Genomic DNA, 16,754 nt, shown 5'->3' with positions numbered 1-16,754 from the left:
TGACCGGATTGGGCGTCGGGGGCGTGATGGTCGCAGCGCTCGCGATCGGCATGGTTGGCGCGGAACTTCCGGCGACCGCCAGCCCTGCGGTGTCGCTTTCGCCGCTCGGGGGCGCATCACCACTGGCGCCATCGGTCTTGCTGATTGGTGAGCCATGACATCGACCAAGCGGCTTATCGTCTGCGTTGTACTGGCCTTCCTCGCGGCTATCGCAGGCGTATTTCTTGCGCGCGTGTTGCTGCCCCAGCCTAAGCAACCGGGCACCGCCTTGCACGAGGTCCTGCACCATAAGCTGGCGCTTGATGGCAATCAGCAGGCCCGGCTGAAAAGCCTAGAGGACCGGTTCGCGGTGCAACGCCACGCGCTGGAATTGGAAATGCGCGCGGACAATGCACGGCTAGCCGAGGCCATTGAGACCGAGCATGGCAACGGCCCCAAGGTGACCGCCGCGGTCGATCAGAGTCATGCGGCGATGGGCGAGTTACAGAAGGCAACGTTGGCGCATATCTTCGCCATGCGGCAGCTTTTGCGCCCGGATCAGACCCCCCAATTCGATGCTGCGGTGGTGAAGGCGCTCACCGACGACCAAGGGTGAGCCTCGATTGGACCACCCTGTCCGACGGCGAACTGGCGACGCTCAGCATCGCTGGCCGACAAGCGGCATTCTCCGAAATCATGCGTCGCTATCGTGAGCCTATATTCCGGCTCGCGCGCGCCTTTGTCGGCGAGGCCGACGAAGCGCTCGATTTGGTTCAAGAGACGTTTGTCGCGGCGCATCAGGCGATGCCGCGCTACGATACACAGCGGGCGATGAAAGCATGGCTTTCTACGATCGCCGTCAACAAATGCCGGGATTGGGCAAGGAAGCGCGCGGTCCGTCGGTTTTTCTCCTTTGCCGCACCGCTCGACGAACAGGCCGAGACGATCGCGGACGATCAGGTAGCAATCGATGACGCAGCAGCCGATCGGCAGGAACTTGCCAAAGTGACGCGCGCCATCGCGACCTTGCCGATGAATCTCAAAGAACCGTTGGTGCTCCGCACGATCGAGGGTTTGAGCCAGGCGGAAACGGCCGATGTATTGGGGATCAGCCAGAAGGCGGTCGAAACCAGGCTATATCGGGCTCGCGCGCGCCTCGCCGAAAATTTGAAAGAGAACCAAGGGGTAGGCGCACGGGACGCGTAAGAGGTGAGACGGGCCGGCAGCGGCTCAATCCCAAGGAGCTACCATGTCGCGCGTTCTAGACCGCCGCCAATTGCTGCGCGGTGCCACTCTTGCAGGAGGCGGTGTTGCGCTGTCGGCATATATGCCGGCATGGGCGCAGCCTGTTTCCGCTGGTATTGTGAAGCCGCTGCCTACTGTATCGGGTGATGAAATCCGGCTCCGGGTCGCGCACCAGATGATGATGATCGACGGACGGCAGAGCCACGCCATCGGCATTAACGGCACTGTGCCCGCACCGCTGATCCGGCTGCGGGAAGGTCAGACCGTGCGGCTGCATGTCGAGAACGGTCTTGATGAGCAGACCTCGTTGCACTGGCACGGCCTGATCGTGCCGTTCCAGATGGACGGCGTGCCGGGCGTTGCCTTCCCCGGCATCGATAAGCGCACGACCTTCACCTACGAGTTCCCGATCGTGCAGGCCGGCACCTATTGGTATCACAGCCATTCCGGGTTGCAGGAGCAGATGGGGCTCTACGGCCCCATCGTGATCGACCCCAAGGGCGTTGACCCGATCCAGTCGGATCGCGAGCACGTTATCGTGCTGTCCGACCACAGCCAGCTCCACCCGCATCGCATCTTCATGAAGCTCAAGAAGCAGTCGGGCTATTTCAACCGGCAGCAGCAGACGCTCGCCGGCCTGCTCAAGGGCGAGGACCAGCCGCTCAAGGATCGCCTCGATTGGGGCAAGATGCGGATGGACCCGACCGACGTCGCCGACGTGACGGGTTCAAACTACACCTATCTCGTCAACGGGCATGGGCCGCAGGACAATTGGACGGGGCTGTTCAGGCCGGGCGAGCGGGTGCGGCTGCGTGTCATCAATGCGTCCGCGATGACGACCTTCAACGTCCGGATTCCGGGGTTGAAGCTGAGCGTTGTCCAGGCGGACGGCCTCAACGTCCGTCCCGTTGAGGTCGACGAGTTCCAGATCGGCGTGGCCGAGACCTACGACGTGATCGTCACTCCATCGGACGAGCGCGCCTACACGCTGGTCGGTGAGAGCGTGGACAGGTCCGGCATGGCGCGCGCAACGCTAAGCCCCCGCGAAGGCATGGCCGCTGAAGTCCCTCCACTTCGCAAGCGCCCTGTCGCCACCATGAAGGACATGGGGATGGACATGAACATGGATATGTCGGGCGGCGGTTCGATGCAGGGCATGGACCATAGTGGCATGCCTGGAATGGATCACGGATCAATGGCCACGGCTGAAAAGCCCGCCGCTGCGATGGACCACGCGCAGATGGACCACGGTGCTGCCGGTGCCGGCGCGGGCGGAATGGCCGGGATGGATCACGGCGCGATGCAGTCGGGTGCTACGATGCCAGGCATGGCAGGTGCGCCCGACGCCGCAGGTGGTATGGCAATGGGCGGCATGGCGGGCATGGACATGAACATGCGCGACTTTTCGAAAGCGCCGGGCGTGAAGAAGGGGCCGGGTGTCCAGACCATCTCGCCGATGCCGATGGATCGTACCGGCGACCCCGGTCAGGGTCTGGAGAATGTCGGGCATCGTGTGCTGAATTACCGCGATCTGGTCGCGGTCGATCGCAATCCCGATCTGCGCGCGCCGTCGCGCGAGGTGCAGATCCACCTTACCGGCAACATGGAACGCTACATGTGGGCGCTCGACGGTGAAAAGCTGTCCGAGGTGAAGGCACCGATCCCATTTCTTGCTGGCGAGCGCGTCCGCGTCACGCTGGTCAACGACACGATGATGGGCCACCCGATCCACTTGCACGGCCACTTCTTCGAATTGGTGACGGGGCACGGCGCGTACAGCCCGAGAAAGCATACCGTCATGGTCCAACCGGGGGGCAAGGTCAGTTGGGACGTGACCGCCAACGAGGGCGATTGGGCATTCCACTGCCACATGCTCTACCACATGCACGCGGGCATGATGCAGGTCGTCCAGGTCCGTTCGGCGAAGGGAGAGGCGGCATGAAGGCGCTGCTTCTCGCCGGGATCGGCGCGCTGGTCGCCACGGCACCTGCCACGGCGCAGACGATGGACCATTCAATGATGCCGGGCATGAGCATGCCGGGCATGAAAATGCCGGCGAAAAAACCGACCGCTAGATCGAGACCGGCCACAAAGCGGGCCCCTGCCAAGAAGGCAGCGACTAGGAAGGTCCCGGCAAAGCGTCCCTCCAAGCCTGCAGCCGATCCACATGCCGAACACACGATGCCCGGCATGGACATGAGCGGTGCGAACGCGGCCGATCCGCACGCCGGCCACGACATGTCCCAAATGTCAGGCATGAACCCTGCTCCGGCTACCGCAACAGGCGAGCACACCGGCCATGATATGTCGGCGATGCCCGGCATGGATATGGCACCCGGCCAGCCAACGCAGCATGACATGTCTTCAATGCCGGGAATGGCGACCGTGCCTGTCGGTACAGACCTGAAGCCGGGCAATGCGCCCGCGCCTGCACCATCTCCGGTGCTGGCAGCGTCTCGCTATTACGGCGAGGCAGCCATGAGCGATGCCAACCGCGACCTGCGCCGCGAGCATGGCGGAATGACCTACTACCAAGTGCTCTTCAACCTTGCCGAGTATCAGGCGCGCAAAGGCGGGGACGGCTATCGATGGGATGGCGAGGCTTGGATCGGGGGAGACATCAACCGTCTCACCCTGAAGAGCGAAGGCGAGGGCACATTTGGCAAACCGCTCGAAGCGGCCGAGGTGCAGGCGCTCTACAGCCGTGCGCTCGATCCCTATTGGAACCTTCAGGCGGGCGTCCGCTACGACTTCAAGCCGAACCCTTCTCGCACCTACGCGACGGTCGGGATCGAGGGGCTTGCGCCCTATTGGTTCGACGTCGAGGGGGCACTGTTCCTTTCTGACAAGGGCGACGTGCTTGGCCGAGCCGAGGCATGGTACGACGAGCGAGTGACACAATTCTTCGTCCTTCAGCCTCGCGTGGAAGCCAACTTTGCAGCCCAAGACGTGCGCCAGGACGGCATCGGATCGGGGCTTACGGACCTCGAACTCGGGCTCAGGCTGCGCTACGAAAAGTCGCGTGAGTTTGCGCCCTACATCGGCGTGTCGTGGGAAAGGCAATTCGGCGACACGGCACGCTTCACGAGAGCACGCGGTGATGACACGGGCGGCTTCAGCTTCGTTGCCGGCGTGAGGACCTGGTTCTGAGGAGCGGCAGGCTCCGCCTTCATGTCGGTGCCAGCAAGCTTCATCGCTGGCTGGCACTGATTATCGGGGTGCAGCTACTGCTCTGGTTCTCCAGCGGCTTGTTGATGAGCATCCTGCCGATCGAGCGGGTACGAGGAGAACACCTCGTTGCACGCGAGAACACGGCGACGATCGATCCGGCTCAGGAGTTTGCTTCCCCGGCATCGGTGTTGGGCGCTGCCCCCGGCCCGGTGCGCGAACTGCGCTACACGACCTTGTTCGGACAACCCGTCGCCGAGTTGACGATGGCTAACGGCACGGTCCGGATGCACGACGCCCGGACCGGTTTGCCGATGCAGCGTATCGATGCGCCCTTTGCGCTACGAGTTGCACGCGCGGCATATCGCGGCCCCGGTGTCCCTGTTGCGTCCGTCATGTTTGCTCGAACAGCGAGCACGGAGTTTCGTGGCAAACTGCCGGTCTGGCGTGTGGAGTTCGAGGACGCCGAGACGACGCGCGTGTTCGTGTCACCGGAGAACGGTAGGATTGTCGGTGTCCGAACGGGTACGTGGCGGCTCTATGATTTTTTCTGGGGCCTCCACATCATGGACTGGAAAAACCATGAGAACTTCAACACCCCTTGGATGATGGCATTTGCAGCTGGGGGGCTAGCCCTTGCGGTGGCAGGCGTGGTGCTGCTCTACATGCGCTGGCCGCGCCGCAGGCAAAGAAAAGTCCAAGGGGTGCACGACGTTGCCGCGTAACTCTCTCTAGGTGGGGGATACCTCGGGAGAACGACTATGAAGACCATTACCACGATCGGCATGTTAGCCGCAGCGCTCGCCGCCAGTCCGCTTGCCGCACAGAGCAGCATGGCGGGCATGGATCATAGCCAGATGCAGGGAATGGATCATTCCAAGATGATGAATGATCCGGGCAATCCTTACGCCGCATCCGAGATGGACATGCATCAGAAGATGATGGCCGCGAAGCAGGGAGACGCATCGGAGATGTGGACCCGCAAGATGATCGAACATCATCGTGGAGCCGTTACCATGTCGCGCGTGGCGCTTCGGGACGCGAAGAGACGCATCGGAGATGTGGACCCGCAAGATGATCGAACATCATCGTGGAGCCGTTACCATGTCGCGCGTGGCGCTTCGGGACGCGAAGGATGCCGACACGAAGCGGATGGCGCAGATGACCATTACGAAGCAGGAAAAGGACATCGCCGAGCTTCAGGGCTGGCTCAAGTCGCATGGCAAGCGCGCCCAATAAGGCCGCTGGCAGGAACCCCGCCCCCGGGCGGGGCTTCACCAAAGGAGTTTAGCAATGAAGTTTACGATCCGGAGTGCGATCGTCGCCGCAGCGATGATGACCCCGGCTGTGGCCTTAGCGGCGAACAGCATTGCCATGCACCGCGATCCAGGGTGCGGCTGTTGCGAGCAGTGGGCCAAGCAGGTCCGTCAGCAGTTCGGGCGCAACGTGCAGATCATCGATGACGCTCACCGCGATGTGCTTCAGCGCAAGATGGGTGTCCCCGCCGACCTCAGTTCATGTCACACCGCGGTAGTCGACGGTATGGCATTTGAGGGCCATGTACCGATTGCCGACATGAAACGGGTGCTTGCCCAGCATCCCAAAGGCGTAAACGGGCTTGCCGTGCCGGGTATGCCGGTGGGATCACCTGGCATGGAAATGCCGGGCATGAACGCACAGCCCTATGAGGTGATCGCGTTCGGACCAACCGGACGCAAGGTGTTCGCCCGCCATTAAAAGAGGGAGGCGCGGACGCCTCCCTCCCATTTACTTTTCATGCCCGACATGTCGTGGCCGGCATGGTCTTTACGCCTGCCGCTTTCATGTCGGTGCAGGGCGTTGTCGGAATCGATAGTGGTTTGAAGATCGTGAGAGCTTTCATAACTTAACATATCCGCTATGCCGGATGCATGGATAACGATTCGGCTATCATTGCGCTTGGTGCGCTCGCGCAAGGCACACGCCTCGACGTGTTTCGCCTGCTGGTTCGCCACGAACCGGACGGCATGGCGGCGGGTGAAATTGCCCGTCAGCTCGACGTGCCGCAGAACACCATGTCCGCGCACCTCGGCATTCTCGCGCGCGCCGGCATCGTGCGCTCGGAACGGCATAGCCGGTCGATTATTTACCGTGCCGATCTAGACGGGCTGCGCGCGCTAACGCTGTTCCTCGTCAAGGATTGCTGTGCCGGCTCGCCTGAACTGTGTGCGCCGCTCCTGGCCGAACTCACCCCCTGCTGCTGAAAGGACGCCCCGTGGCCGTCGATATCGTGATCTATCACAACCCCGAGTGCGGCACGTCGCGCAACACGCTGGCGATGATCCGCAATGCTGGCATCGAGCCGCACGTCATCGAATATCTGAAAACCCCACCCTCGCGCGTGTTGCTGGTCGAGCTGATCGACCGCGCCGGGATCACGCCCCGCGATCTGCTACGCGAGAAGGGGACGCCCTATGCGGAGCTGGGCCTTGGTGACGATGCGCTGTCAGACGACACGCTGGTGGACGCGATGATGGCGCATCCGGTCCTCATTAACCGGCCGCTGGTCGTCTCGCCGCTCGGCGTGAAGCTGTGCCGACCGTCCGAAGCGGTCCTCGATCTGCTGCCTGATGCCCAACAGGGCGCGTTTGCCAAGGAAGACGGCGAACAGGTTGTGGATGCTTCGGGCCAGCGCATCGCCTGATGCTGCTCGCGTTCGCTATCTTCGTCGTCACGATCGCGCTCGTCATCTGGCAGCCCAAGGGCCTGGGCATCGGCTGGAGCGCGCTAGGCGGCGCGGCCGTCGCGCTACTCGTCGGGGTCGTTTCGCTCTCTGACGTGCCGGTGGTGTGGGGCATCGTCTGGAACGCGACCGCGACGTTCGTCGCGATCATCATCGTCAGCCTGTTGCTCGATGAAGCCGGGTTCTTCGAATGGGCGGCGCTCCACGTTGCGCGCTGGGGCGGGGGGCATGGTCGTCGGCTGTTCGTGCTGATCGTCCTGCTCGGGGCGGCGGTGTCGGCGCTGTTCGCCAATGACGGCGCCGCGCTGATCCTGACGCCGATCGTCATCGCGATGCTGAGGGCCCTGGGATACAAGGACAAGGCGACGCTGGCGTTCGTCATGGCGGCGGGGTTCATTGCCGATACCGCAAGCCTGCCGCTGATCGTCTCCAACCTCGTCAACATCGTGTCGGCCGACTTCTTCCGGATCGGCTTTGCCGATTATGCCTCGGTGATGGTGCCGGTCGATCTGGCGTCGATCGCCGCGACGCTGGTCGTGCTGCTGCTGTTCTTCCGGCGCGACATACCCGCCAGCTACGATGTGGCGCAGCTCCGCGCGCCCGCTGATGCGATCCGTGACCATGCCACATTCAAGGCGGGCTGGGTCGTCCTCGCCCTGCTGCTCGCCGGCTTCTTCTTGCTCGAACCTATCGGCGTGCCGGTCAGCGCCGTCGCTGCTGCCGGTGCCGTGCTCTTGCTGGTCATCGCCGCGCGCGGCCATGTCATCCAGACGCGCAAGGTGCTGGCCGGCGCGCCGTGGCAGGTCGTGATCTTCTCGCTCGGCATGTACCTGGTCGTCTATGGCCTGCGGAATGCCGGACTGACCGACCATCTTGCCGGCCTGCTCGATCGCACCGCGCAAGGCGGCGTTTGGGGTGCGGCGTTCGGCACCGGGATCATTGCCGCGCTGCTGTCGTCGGTGATGAACAACATGCCGACCGTTCTGGTGGGTGCGCTGTCGATCGACGCGACGCACGCCACGGGCGCGATCAAGGAAGCCATGATTTACGCCAACGTGATCGGGTGCGACCTTGGCCCGAAAATCACACCGATTGGCTCGCTCGCGACGCTGCTCTGGCTGCACGTCCTCGGGCAAAAGGGCATTCGGATCGGCTGGGGCTATTACTTCAAGGTCGGCGCGACGCTAACGATTCCGGTGCTGCTGGTAACGCTCGCGGCACTCGCGATCAGGATCAGCATGGGATGACGGCACTCGTATATCTGGCCGCGTCGCTCGCGGAAATCGCAGGCTGCTTTGCCTTTTGGGCATGGTTGCGGCTGGGCAAATCGCCCCTGTGGCTGGCTCCGGGCGTGGTATCGCTTGTGCTGTTCGCCTGGCTGCTGACACGCGTGGACAACGATGCAGCAGGGCGGGCCTATGCAGCCTATGGCGGCGTCTACATCTGTGCATCGCTGATCTGGCTGTGGGCTGTCGAAGGGGTGAGGCCCGACCGCTGGGACGCTGGTGGAGCGACACTCTGCCTGATCGGCACCTGTATCATTCTGCTTGGCCCAAGGACCGCCTGATGCCGCTTCGCGCCCTCTCTGACCCCGATCATCTACCCGCCCTTGATCGGCGCTATGCGCTCGATCGTCCTGCCCTTGGGCTGGGCGCTGGTGATCCACCTCCGCGCATACTGTTGCTCTACGGCTCTTTGCGGGAGCGGTCCTTTTCGCGGTTGTGCGTTGAGGAAGCCGCTCGCCTGCTGCAATTCTTCGGCTGCGAAACGCGAATCTTCGATCCTTCGACGTTGCCGCTGCCCGATCAGGTGACGGGGGACGATCACCTGGCCGTCCACGAGCTACGCGAACTGTCGATGTGGTCGGAGGGGCATGTGTGGTGCAGCCCCGAGCGCCACGGCCAGATCACCGGCATCATGAAGCTGCAAGTCGATCACCTGCCGCTGTCGATGGGTGGGATGCGCCCGACGCAGGGCCGCACGCTTGCCGTCATGCAGGTGTCGGCCGGATCGCAGTCGTTCAACAGCGTGAACACCCTGCGCGTCCTCGGCCGTTGGATGCGAATGGTGACGATCCCAAACCAATCGAGCGTCGCGAAGGCGTTTGCGGAGTTCGACGAAAGCGACCGAATGAAGCCTTCGGCCTACTATGATCGGATCGTGGATGTGATGGAGGAGCTGGTGCGCTTCACGGTCCTTCTACGCCCGCACACCACGCAGCTTGTTGATCGCTATTCCGAGCGAAAGGAGGCAGATGTGCCGATCGATAGCGCCACGGACCTTTCGAGCATCGCAACCTCGCCAACGTACCGGAAAGGCGAGTAAAGTTCTCTTAGTGTGGCGAACCGCTCCTCCGACATTGTGCATCACTGAGTGTGCTTCTAGATGCATCCAATGAAACGCCGGGCTCGCCCATTCTCCAAGATATTGCGTTCCATGGCGTTTTTCGTCCTGGCAGTGATGTTGCTGGTCCGGCTTGGCCCGCTCTGCGAGACGATGGCGATGGCCGCGCCTCCGGCTGCGTCCGCGATGATGGACTGCGCCAGCAAATCAGCAGGCGCTCCCATCAAAAAGGCACCTGCGTCGGCCTGCGCCATACCGTGCGTTGCGGTTGCCGGCGAAACCGTCGAGCATATCGGGCTGGTTCCGTCCTCCCATCTATCGCCTTGGCCAGCTCCACAGACGGGCCTTTTGGGCATGGCATACGCTCCGGCCACGCCCCCTCCGCAAACCGTGTGACGTCGAACACCATCACACGTAAATTTCGGAGAATATCATGACCAAGTTCAAGCTCATCAGCGCTGCCTTCGCCCTCACCCTGTCGACTGGCGCATTCGCCGCTGTCGCCAATTGCTGCGCCGACATGGCGTGCTGCAAGGACGGTGCGGACTGCTGCAAGGATGGCGCAAAAGCCAAGGCCGCGGACTGCTGCGATCATGCCAAGGGCGGCATGAAGCACGGCTAAAAGCTGGATAGGGGCGGGCAGCCGCCCCTATTTTCCTAGTCTACATCTACCCGCCGCGGCACGCCGTCGCGCCATGGTCGCTGTGACGAGCGGAGAGTTACCCGTAGGGTTGAGGCTCTTCCCCGAACCGCATCCATCGTTCGGCCCATCTCGCGTGCGATTACCGCCAGAGTCTGCCTGGCCTCGATACGCCGACGAAGCTCGACGTCATCATCATCGGTCCAAGACGTTCCACGTCGAGCGGTCAGCCCAAAAACTCCTCGATCAGGAGCAATCCCAAAAAGCCGATGAAAAACATGGCGCTGATAAGCGGGGTATCGGGCTTCTCGTGCGCCTCCACCAATAGCTCTTCCGTCACAAGGTAGAGCAGCGCCATCAAACCGAAACTGAGAAACCCGGCGATGACGACGGGCGGAAACGTCGCAACGGGAGTCGCTATCGCCGCACCGATCGGCAGCAACAACGCGATCCCCATCGTAATCGCGATGATCCGCGCCTTGGACTTGATCGTCTCGCCCAGCTCGGTCGTCACGGTCAGTCCGAGAAACAGCACCTCCAACGTCAACGCGATCGTCAGCAACATGCCAGCCTTCCCGCCAGCGACGAACGCCAACCCGAGAACAAGCCCGTCGATCAGGATGTCGACCGCGACCGCACCGAGCATGGCGATCGGTCCACTGGCGCGACCCTCAAGGGCTTTGAGCGACAGCATCACGAGAATGCCAAGCGCGCCGCCTGTGAATGTCGCGATCGGTGAACCTTCGTGCATCACGCCACTGGCGCGACCCTCAAGGGCTTTGAGCGACAGCATCACGAGAATGCCAAGCGCGCCGCCTGTGAATGTCGCGATCGGTGAACCTTCGTGCATCACCTGGGGCAGGATCTCGGCTGCCGCTGCGGCGAACACGACGCCTGCCGCCAAGTGCTGCATRGCGCTTACGAAGGCATCACTTGGCCGTCTCGATACCGCGAATAGCGAGCCGATCAGTACGGCGACGACGGGAATGAGCGTGAAGGCAACGGCCTGCATAGCTTAAGCCCTCACGCTGTCATGACTCAAAGGCGGCAGTTCGATGTGTCCCCCTGATGGGGCTGGCAGCTCGCGCCGTCCGAAACGAGCGTAGAGCGTCGGCAGCACGAACAAGGTGAGCAAGGTTGCGGATATCAGGCCNGGCAGTTCGATGTGTCCCCCTGATGGGGCTGGCAGCTCGCGCCGTCCGAAACGAGCGTAGAGCGTCGGCAGCACGAACAAGGTGAGCAAGGTTGCGGATATCAGGCCACCAATGACGACGGTCGCCAGCGGCTTTTGCACCTCGGCTCCAGCACCATGACCAAGTGCCATCGGCACGAAGCCAAGCGACGCAACGAGCGCCGTCATCGCAACTGGCCGGAGCCGCGCCAGAGCGCCTTGATGCGCCGCTACCGCACGACCCATGCCTTGCCGCATCAGATCATGGATGGACGACACCATGACCAGCCCGTTGAGAACCGCGACACCTGATAGCGCGATGAAGCCGACTGCCGCTGAAATGGAGAACGGCATGCCTCTTAGCACCAGCGCAAGGATGCCTCCGACCAGCGCCAGCGGAACGCCGGTAAACACGATCAACGCATCCCTGACGGAGCCAAGCGCGCCGTAGAGCAGGAACATGATGACCACGAAGCAGATCGGCACCACAACGCTAAGCCTATCGCGGGCAGATGCCAGGTTCTCGAACTGACCGCCCCATTCGAGATACGTGCCAGGCGGCAATTTCACCTGAGCGTCGATGGCTGACCGGGCATCAGCCACGACACCGGCCACGTCTCGATCGCGCACGTTGGCCTGCACCACGACACGCCGCTTGCCGTTNAATTTCACCTGAGCGTCGATGGCTGACCGGGCATCAGCCACGACACCGGCCACGTCTCGATCGCGCACGTTGGCCTGCACCACGACACGCCGCTTGCCGTTCTCGCGGCTGATCTGGTTGGGACCATCGACCACGGCGATATCCGCCACTGTCGATAGCGGTACGAAGCCGCCACTGCCGGTCGGCACCGGCACCTGAGCAACCGCCGTCAGATCGGATCGTGAGCTTTCGGCCATCCGGATCACGACGGGGAAGCGACGATCGCCTTCAAAGATCACGCCAGCCTGTCGGCCGCCAATGGCTGCGGCAACCGTGTCCTGCACGTCACCCGCCGTCACCCCGACGCGGGACATGGCAGTGCGGTTCGGCCGGATATCGAGCATCGGCAAGCCTTCGGTTTGTTCAACCCGCACGTCTGCTGCACCCCGCGTCTTTCGAAGGATGCCGGCTATCCGATCTGCGGTCGCGTTCATCTCGCCAAAGTCGTCGCCAAAGACCTTGATCGCGATGTCGCCGCGCACGCCTGCAATCAGCTCGTTGAACCGCATCTGGATCGGCTGAGTGATCTCATAGGCGTTGCCGGGCAGAGTGGAGAGCCGCTTTTCCAGCCGCTCGACCAGCTCTTCCTTGGACAGGCCGGGGTCGGGCCACTCCTTCTTCGGCTTCAGGATGACGAAGGTGTCGGTCGCGTTAGGCGGCATCGGGTCCGATGCGATTTCGGACGTGCCGGTGCGCACCCCGCCCTTTTTCATGCCGACCGGCGCTGTCCCCCTTCCCTTGCGTGGGGAGGGGGACGGGTTCGCCTAGAACTTGACGTTCGTGCTGACGAAGAACGGACCTGATCGCGTCGGTCGCGCTCCAGCTCTTCCTTGGACAGGCCGGGGTCGGGCCACTCCTTCTTCGGCTTCAGGATGACGAAGGTGTCGGTCGCGTTAGGCGGCATCGGGTCCGATGCGATTTCGGACGTGCCGGTGCGCGAGAAGGCGAAGCGGACCTCAGGGGCCTTGGCGAGTGCCTTTTCCACCTGGAATTGCATCGCCTGGCTCTGATCGACCGATGTGCCCGGGATGCGGACCGCCTGCACGAGGATGTTGCCCTCATCGAGCTGCGGCAAGAACTCCTGCCCCAATGTCGTAAAAGCGGCTCAGCGCGAGCACCGGAAGACCGCAGTACAGGATGCCGAGCGCAAGCTGCGGCTTCCTCGTCTAGCCAACTTCTTGTCTCTGTCGACTCCTTCTCGATATTCCTCGTCCACGTCATCTTCCTCAAAGAACGTCATGNTGCATCGCCTGGCTCTGATCGACCGATGTGCCCGGGATGCGGACCGCCTGCACGAGGATGTTGCCCTCATCGAGCTGCGGCAAGAACTCCTGCCCCAATGTCGTAAAAGCGGCCCCGGCGAGTGCCAGCGCACCGATCGCGACGCCGATGGTGAGGGTGGGTCGGCGCATTGCCGCATCAAGTCCCGGCTCATAACGTTTCCGGAGGAAGGTGACGACGCGGCTTTCCTTCTCCTCGACCCGCTTGCTGAGACAGATCGCAATCGCTGCCGGTATGAAGGTCAGCGATAGGATGAAGGCGAACACCAGAGCGATGATGACCGTGAGCGCCATCGGCTCGAACATCTTGCCTTCGACACCCGTGAAGGTGAGCAACGGCGCATAGACAAGGATGATGATAGCCTGCCCGTACACCGATGGCCGGATCATCTCGCGCGCCGACGCCGCGACAATCCCGAGACGTTGCTCGATGGTCAGCACGTCATCACGACCATGCTGCGCCTCGCCCAAACGCCGTAATGCGTTCTCCACAATAATGACCGCGCCATCTACGATCAGACCAAAGTCGAGCGCACCAAGGCTCATCAGATTTGCGGAAACGCCCGCCTCCAACATGCCGATGCTGGTCAGCAGCATCGTGATCGGAATGACGCAGGCCGCGATCAGCGCCGCGCGGAAATTGCCAAGCAGCGCAAACAGAACGACGATTACCAGCACCGCACCTTCGGCGAGGTTGCGGGCAACCGTCGAAATTGTGGAGTTCACCAGCTCGGTCCGGTTCATGACCGGCTTCACGACAACATCGACCGGCAAAGAGCGGCCGATCTGCGTCAGCCGTTCGGCAACGCCGGTCGATACCGTGCGGCTATTCTCCCCGATCCGCATAACCGCGGTGCCGACGACAACTTCATGGCCGTTTTCTGACGCCGATCCCATGCGTAGCGCCTGCCCGGTGCGAACGGTCGCGATCTGGTTAAGCAGGATCGGAACGCTCTCGCGGGTGGCAACGACGGTACGTGCCAGCTCGTCGGCGTTGCGAACACGCCCATCCGATCGAACCGCCAGCCCTTCTCCGTTGCGGTTGACCACGCCAGCGCCCGCGCTGGTATTGCTGCGCTGAAGGGCGGTGGTGAGATCCTGAAGCGTTAGCCGCATTGCCGCCATGCGCTGTATGTCCGGAATAACGAGATATTCCTTGGTGTAGCCACCAAGGGAGTCGACGCCAGCAAGCCCGGCCGTGCTTTTGAGCTGCGGCGTGACGATCCAATCCTGTACGGTGCGCAGATAGGTCGCCTTGTCGGCGTCGCTGACAAGGTGATCCCCCTCGGGGGTGATATAGCTGGCATCGCGCTGCAAGCCGGGTTCGCCGTTGCGGTGGTGAACTTGGTCCAGCTCGCGATATTCGACCGTCCACATGAAGATATCGCCGAGGCCCGTAGCGATCGGCCCCATCTCGGGGTTCACACCTTCGGGAAGGTCTTCCTCAGCGGTTCGCAGACGTTCCGCGACCTGCGCTCGCGCAAAGTAGATATCGGTCTTTTCACCGAAAACCGCTGTGATCTGGGCAAAGCCATTGCGACTTAGCGAGCGGGTATATTCAAGGCCAGGAATGCCCGCGAGCGCGGTTTCGACCGTGAACGCAACCTGCTTCTCGATCTGATCGGGGGAGAGGGCAGGAGCAACGACATTGATCTGCACCTGGTTATTGGTGATGTCGGGTACGGCGTCGATCGGAAGCTGACGCAGCGCGCCAATCCCGAGCAATGCAGCCGCGATGGTGAGAAGCAGGACGAGCCAGCGCTTCTCGACGGAGAGGGTGACGATGCGACCGATCATGGCTCAGTCCTCATCCCCGCCTGCACCCTTGCCGAGTTCGGCCTTGAGCGTGAAGCTGTTGGTGGAAGCGATGCGCTCCGAGCCGGTAAGGCCTGCCGTTACGGTGACTTGCCCGCCGTTGGTGCGACCAAGCGTCACGGGAATTGCCCGGAATCCTGTCGCAGTGCGGACGAACACGAACGACTTGTCCTCGATCATCTGCACTGCGGCCGATGGCACGGCGACGGTGCGGTCCCCGGTCGCAGGAACGAGGATCGATACGTTGACCGTTTCGCCGACGCGCCATGTGCTGCCGGCGTTGTCGAGGGTAGCGATCACCGGCACCAATCGGGTCGTCTCGTCCAGAATGGGGGATACGAACGTGACGCGCCCCTCCTGACGCCGCCCCGGTGCCGTCACTTCGACACGCACGCCGGGTTTCACCCGACCGGCATCGGTGGGGACGAGTGAGGTGGTTACAGTGACCTTCGACAGGTTGGCGACGCGGAACAGCTCTGCATCGGCCGCGACCGCCTGCCCGAGTGTAGCGGATCTCGCGATGACCTGGCCGGCGATCGGCGAGCGAACCGCGATGCGGTTGAGCGCGCCGCCTCCGCTGCCCGTCGCTGACAATTGCTGCTGCGCGAGGCGAAGGGCAATGCTGGCCTCCGTCGCTGCCGTCCGCGCTGCGACCAGATCCTGCTCTGGCGAAACACGTTCAGCGAACAGGCGCTGTTCGCGGCGAAGGTTTGATTGGGCGAGTGCGGAACGCGCGCGCGCGGCTTCTACCTCCGCTTTCAGTGATGCCGCTTCCCGGCTTTCGATGATAGCCAGCGGGTCTCCCCGGCTGACTGACTGCCCGAGATTGCTGGTGAGGGAAACGAGCCGACCGCCTACGGAGGTGGACACAACCTGCACACCCTGAGGATCGCCCTCGATCGTTGCCGATAGCTCGATCGCTCCGGCCACGCCGCCTCTGCACACCCTGAGGATCGCCCTCGATCGTTGCCGATAGCTCGATCGCTCCGGCCACGCCGCCTACTGTAGGACGCGTAACCTCTATCCCGGCATCCGCAATCTGCTGCGCGGACAGGGTGACGATATCCTTTGGACCCTCCTTGGCTTCGCTGGCCTCGGCACCTTCGGTCTTCTCGGCTCCGGCTTTCTCACCGGCCTCGCCGTTGCCACCCCCGCCGCATCCGGCAAGGAGGACAGCCAGGGTCACAGGTGCGAGCGCCCGCATGATGGTCTTCGTCATTGATTGGTTTCCTCGGTCGAGGGCGCTGCGGCAACGAGCCGTTCGAGGCGTGCCTTGGCGTCGTGATAGGTGGCGAGCGCATCGATCGCGGCGGTTCGTGTTTCGGACAGGGTACNACCAAGCTGTACACCGCCTCGGCAGGGATGGTCGTCAACTCGCGTTTCCTCGGKCGAGGGCGCTGCGGCAACGAGCCGTTCGAGGCGTGCCTTGGCGTCGTGATAGGTGGCGAGCGCATCGATCGCGGCGGTTCGTGTTTCGGACAGGGTACGTTCGGCATCGAGCAAATCGAGCTGACCGAACTTGCCCTCCCGGTAGCCGATCCGGGCGATCCGAGCGGCTTCGCTTGCCGACGCCAATGCCGGCCCGCTGGCGTTGCGAGCGGTCGTCGCGGCATTCGCGACGTTCGCCTGTGCGCTTGCGATATCCTGCGCGGTATCCAGCTCGGCCGCGCGACGTAGCGCCTGCGCCN

The 16,754-nt window shown here is 62.9% G+C and carries 14 protein-coding genes and 7 pseudogenes; 13 read left to right on the top strand and 8 right to left on the bottom strand.

All coding sequences use genetic code 11. The features are described 5' to 3' along the window. Window positions 1-154 precede the first annotated feature (154 nt). The 12 genes and pseudogenes from ASE79_RS20090 (at window position 155) to arsH (ending at window position 9,439) form a co-directional block, all read left to right on the top strand. Window positions 155-595, top strand: coding sequence for a periplasmic heavy metal sensor (locus ASE79_RS20090; protein ID WP_055763336.1), 441 nt, complete (start codon window positions 155-157; stop codon window positions 593-595). Further along, window positions 592-1,185, top strand: a complete 594-nt coding sequence (locus ASE79_RS20085; protein WP_056421059.1) for an RNA polymerase sigma factor — start codon at window positions 592-594, stop codon at window positions 1,183-1,185. The genes ASE79_RS20090 and ASE79_RS20085 overlap by 4 nt, the downstream gene beginning before the upstream one ends. Before the next feature lie 43 nt (window positions 1,186-1,228). Then, entirely contained in the window at window positions 1,229-3,166 is a 1,938-nt protein-coding gene (locus ASE79_RS20080; protein ID WP_056405756.1) for a copper resistance system multicopper oxidase, read from the top strand. After that, complete coding sequence (locus tag ASE79_RS20075; RefSeq protein WP_055763326.1) at window positions 3,163-4,374, top strand: copper resistance protein B; 1,212 nt, start codon at window positions 3,163-3,165, stop codon at window positions 4,372-4,374. Before ASE79_RS20080 ends, ASE79_RS20075 begins: the two co-directional genes overlap by 4 nt. Further along, window positions 4,365-5,117 carry a PepSY domain-containing protein gene (locus ASE79_RS20070; protein WP_055763323.1) on the top strand — a complete coding sequence of 251 codons (753 nt, stop codon included), beginning with the start codon at window positions 4,365-4,367 and terminating at the stop codon, window positions 5,115-5,117. The genes ASE79_RS20075 and ASE79_RS20070 overlap by 10 nt, the downstream gene beginning before the upstream one ends. Before the next feature lie 36 nt (window positions 5,118-5,153). Beyond that, a pseudogene (locus tag ASE79_RS22120) lies at window positions 5,154-5,631 on the top strand (DUF305 domain-containing protein). A gap of 54 nt (window positions 5,632-5,685) precedes the next feature. Further along, a complete protein-coding gene (locus tag ASE79_RS20060; RefSeq protein ID WP_055763320.1) occupies window positions 5,686-6,129 on the top strand; it encodes a DUF411 domain-containing protein in 444 nt (147 codons plus the stop codon). Window positions 6,130-6,302: 173 nt separating this feature from the next. Next, window positions 6,303-6,635, top strand: coding sequence for an ArsR/SmtB family transcription factor (locus ASE79_RS20055; protein WP_055763316.1), 333 nt, complete (start codon window positions 6,303-6,305; stop codon window positions 6,633-6,635). Between the two features lie 11 nt (window positions 6,636-6,646). Then, on the top strand, window positions 6,647-7,075 hold the full coding sequence (gene arsC / locus ASE79_RS20050) for an arsenate reductase (glutaredoxin) (protein ID WP_082445493.1): 429 nt from the start codon (window positions 6,647-6,649) through the stop codon (window positions 7,073-7,075). Continuing rightward, entirely contained in the window at window positions 7,075-8,361 is a 1,287-nt protein-coding gene (locus ASE79_RS20045; RefSeq protein WP_055763311.1) for an arsenic transporter, read from the top strand. Before arsC ends, ASE79_RS20045 begins: the two co-directional genes overlap by 1 nt. After that, window positions 8,358-8,681 carry a YnfA family protein gene (locus ASE79_RS20040; RefSeq protein WP_056421056.1) on the top strand — a complete coding sequence of 108 codons (324 nt, stop codon included), beginning with the start codon at window positions 8,358-8,360 and terminating at the stop codon, window positions 8,679-8,681. Before ASE79_RS20045 ends, ASE79_RS20040 begins: the two co-directional genes overlap by 4 nt. Then, the gene (arsH, locus tag ASE79_RS20035) at window positions 8,681-9,439 is read left to right on the top strand and encodes an arsenical resistance protein ArsH (protein WP_055763304.1); all 759 of its coding nucleotides are present in this window, start codon (window positions 8,681-8,683) and stop codon (window positions 9,437-9,439) included. Before ASE79_RS20040 ends, arsH begins: the two co-directional genes overlap by 1 nt. A gap of 56 nt (window positions 9,440-9,495) precedes the next feature. On the opposite strand, the gene ASE79_RS20030 is transcribed toward arsH, so the two are convergent. Continuing rightward, window positions 9,496-9,711, bottom strand: coding sequence for a hypothetical protein (locus ASE79_RS20030; RefSeq protein ID WP_055763301.1), 216 nt, complete (start codon window positions 9,709-9,711; stop codon window positions 9,496-9,498). A 179-nt stretch (window positions 9,712-9,890) separates the two neighbouring features. Between ASE79_RS20030 and ASE79_RS20025 the strand changes: the two genes are divergently transcribed. Beyond that, entirely contained in the window at window positions 9,891-10,079 is a 189-nt protein-coding gene (locus ASE79_RS20025; RefSeq protein WP_041394287.1) for a hypothetical protein, read from the top strand. Between the two features lie 244 nt (window positions 10,080-10,323). Here ASE79_RS20025 and ASE79_RS20020 read toward each other — a convergent pair whose 3' ends face one another. From ASE79_RS20020 to ASE79_RS22110, 7 genes and pseudogenes are all read right to left on the bottom strand, one after another. Beyond that, on the bottom strand, window positions 10,324-11,109 hold the full coding sequence (locus ASE79_RS20020) for a ZIP family metal transporter (RefSeq protein WP_056421053.1): 786 nt from the start codon (window positions 11,107-11,109) through the stop codon (window positions 10,324-10,326). Between the two features lie 142 nt (window positions 11,110-11,251). Then, a pseudogene (locus ASE79_RS21840) lies at window positions 11,252-11,931 on the bottom strand (efflux RND transporter permease subunit); the annotation flags it as partial. A gap of 1 nt (window position 11,932) precedes the next feature. Beyond that, window positions 11,933-12,663, bottom strand: a pseudogene (locus ASE79_RS21835) (efflux RND transporter permease subunit); the annotation flags it as partial. 245 nt (window positions 12,664-12,908) lie between these two features. Then, window positions 12,909-13,073, bottom strand: a pseudogene (locus tag ASE79_RS22115) (efflux RND transporter permease subunit); the annotation flags it as partial. Window positions 13,074-13,213: 140 nt separating this feature from the next. Then, a pseudogene (locus ASE79_RS20005) lies at window positions 13,214-15,048 on the bottom strand (efflux RND transporter permease subunit); the annotation flags it as partial. A 3-nt stretch (window positions 15,049-15,051) separates the two neighbouring features. Then, a pseudogene (locus ASE79_RS20000) lies at window positions 15,052-16,285 on the bottom strand (efflux RND transporter periplasmic adaptor subunit). A 116-nt stretch (window positions 16,286-16,401) separates the two neighbouring features. After that, a pseudogene (locus ASE79_RS22110) lies at window positions 16,402-16,753 on the bottom strand (TolC family protein); the annotation flags it as partial. Window position 16,754: the final 1 nt, after the last annotated feature.

It is taken from the genome of Sphingomonas sp. Leaf28 (genome assembly GCF_001421685.1).
Taxonomy (GTDB): domain Bacteria; phylum Pseudomonadota; class Alphaproteobacteria; order Sphingomonadales; family Sphingomonadaceae; genus Sphingomonas; species Sphingomonas aurantiaca.
This window is presented reverse-complemented; position numbering and strand designations above follow the sequence as displayed.

Excerpts from the sequence above, each read along its gene's own strand:
- ASE79_RS20045 (WP_055763311.1), top strand. The coding sequence starts at position 7,075 with ATGCTGCTCGCGTTCGCTATCTTCGTCGTCACGATCGCGCTCGTCATC.
- ASE79_RS20060 (WP_055763320.1), top strand. The coding sequence starts at position 5,686 with ATGAAGTTTACGATCCGGAGTGCGATCGTCGCCGCAGCGATGATGACC.
- ASE79_RS20030 (WP_055763301.1), bottom strand. The coding sequence starts at position 9,711 with ATGGCGCAGGCCGACGCAGGTGCCTTTTTGATGGGAGCGCCTGCTGAT.
- arsH (WP_055763304.1), top strand. The coding sequence starts at position 8,681 with ATGCCGCTTCGCGCCCTCTCTGACCCCGATCATCTACCCGCCCTTGAT.
- ASE79_RS20090 (WP_055763336.1), top strand. The coding sequence starts at position 155 with ATGACATCGACCAAGCGGCTTATCGTCTGCGTTGTACTGGCCTTCCTC.
- ASE79_RS20055 (WP_055763316.1), top strand. The coding sequence starts at position 6,303 with ATGGATAACGATTCGGCTATCATTGCGCTTGGTGCGCTCGCGCAAGGC.
- ASE79_RS20075 (WP_055763326.1), top strand. The coding sequence starts at position 3,163 with ATGAAGGCGCTGCTTCTCGCCGGGATCGGCGCGCTGGTCGCCACGGCA.
- ASE79_RS20025 (WP_041394287.1), top strand. The coding sequence starts at position 9,891 with ATGACCAAGTTCAAGCTCATCAGCGCTGCCTTCGCCCTCACCCTGTCG.
- ASE79_RS20040 (WP_056421056.1), top strand. The coding sequence starts at position 8,358 with ATGACGGCACTCGTATATCTGGCCGCGTCGCTCGCGGAAATCGCAGGC.
- ASE79_RS20080 (WP_056405756.1), top strand. The coding sequence starts at position 1,229 with ATGTCGCGCGTTCTAGACCGCCGCCAATTGCTGCGCGGTGCCACTCTT.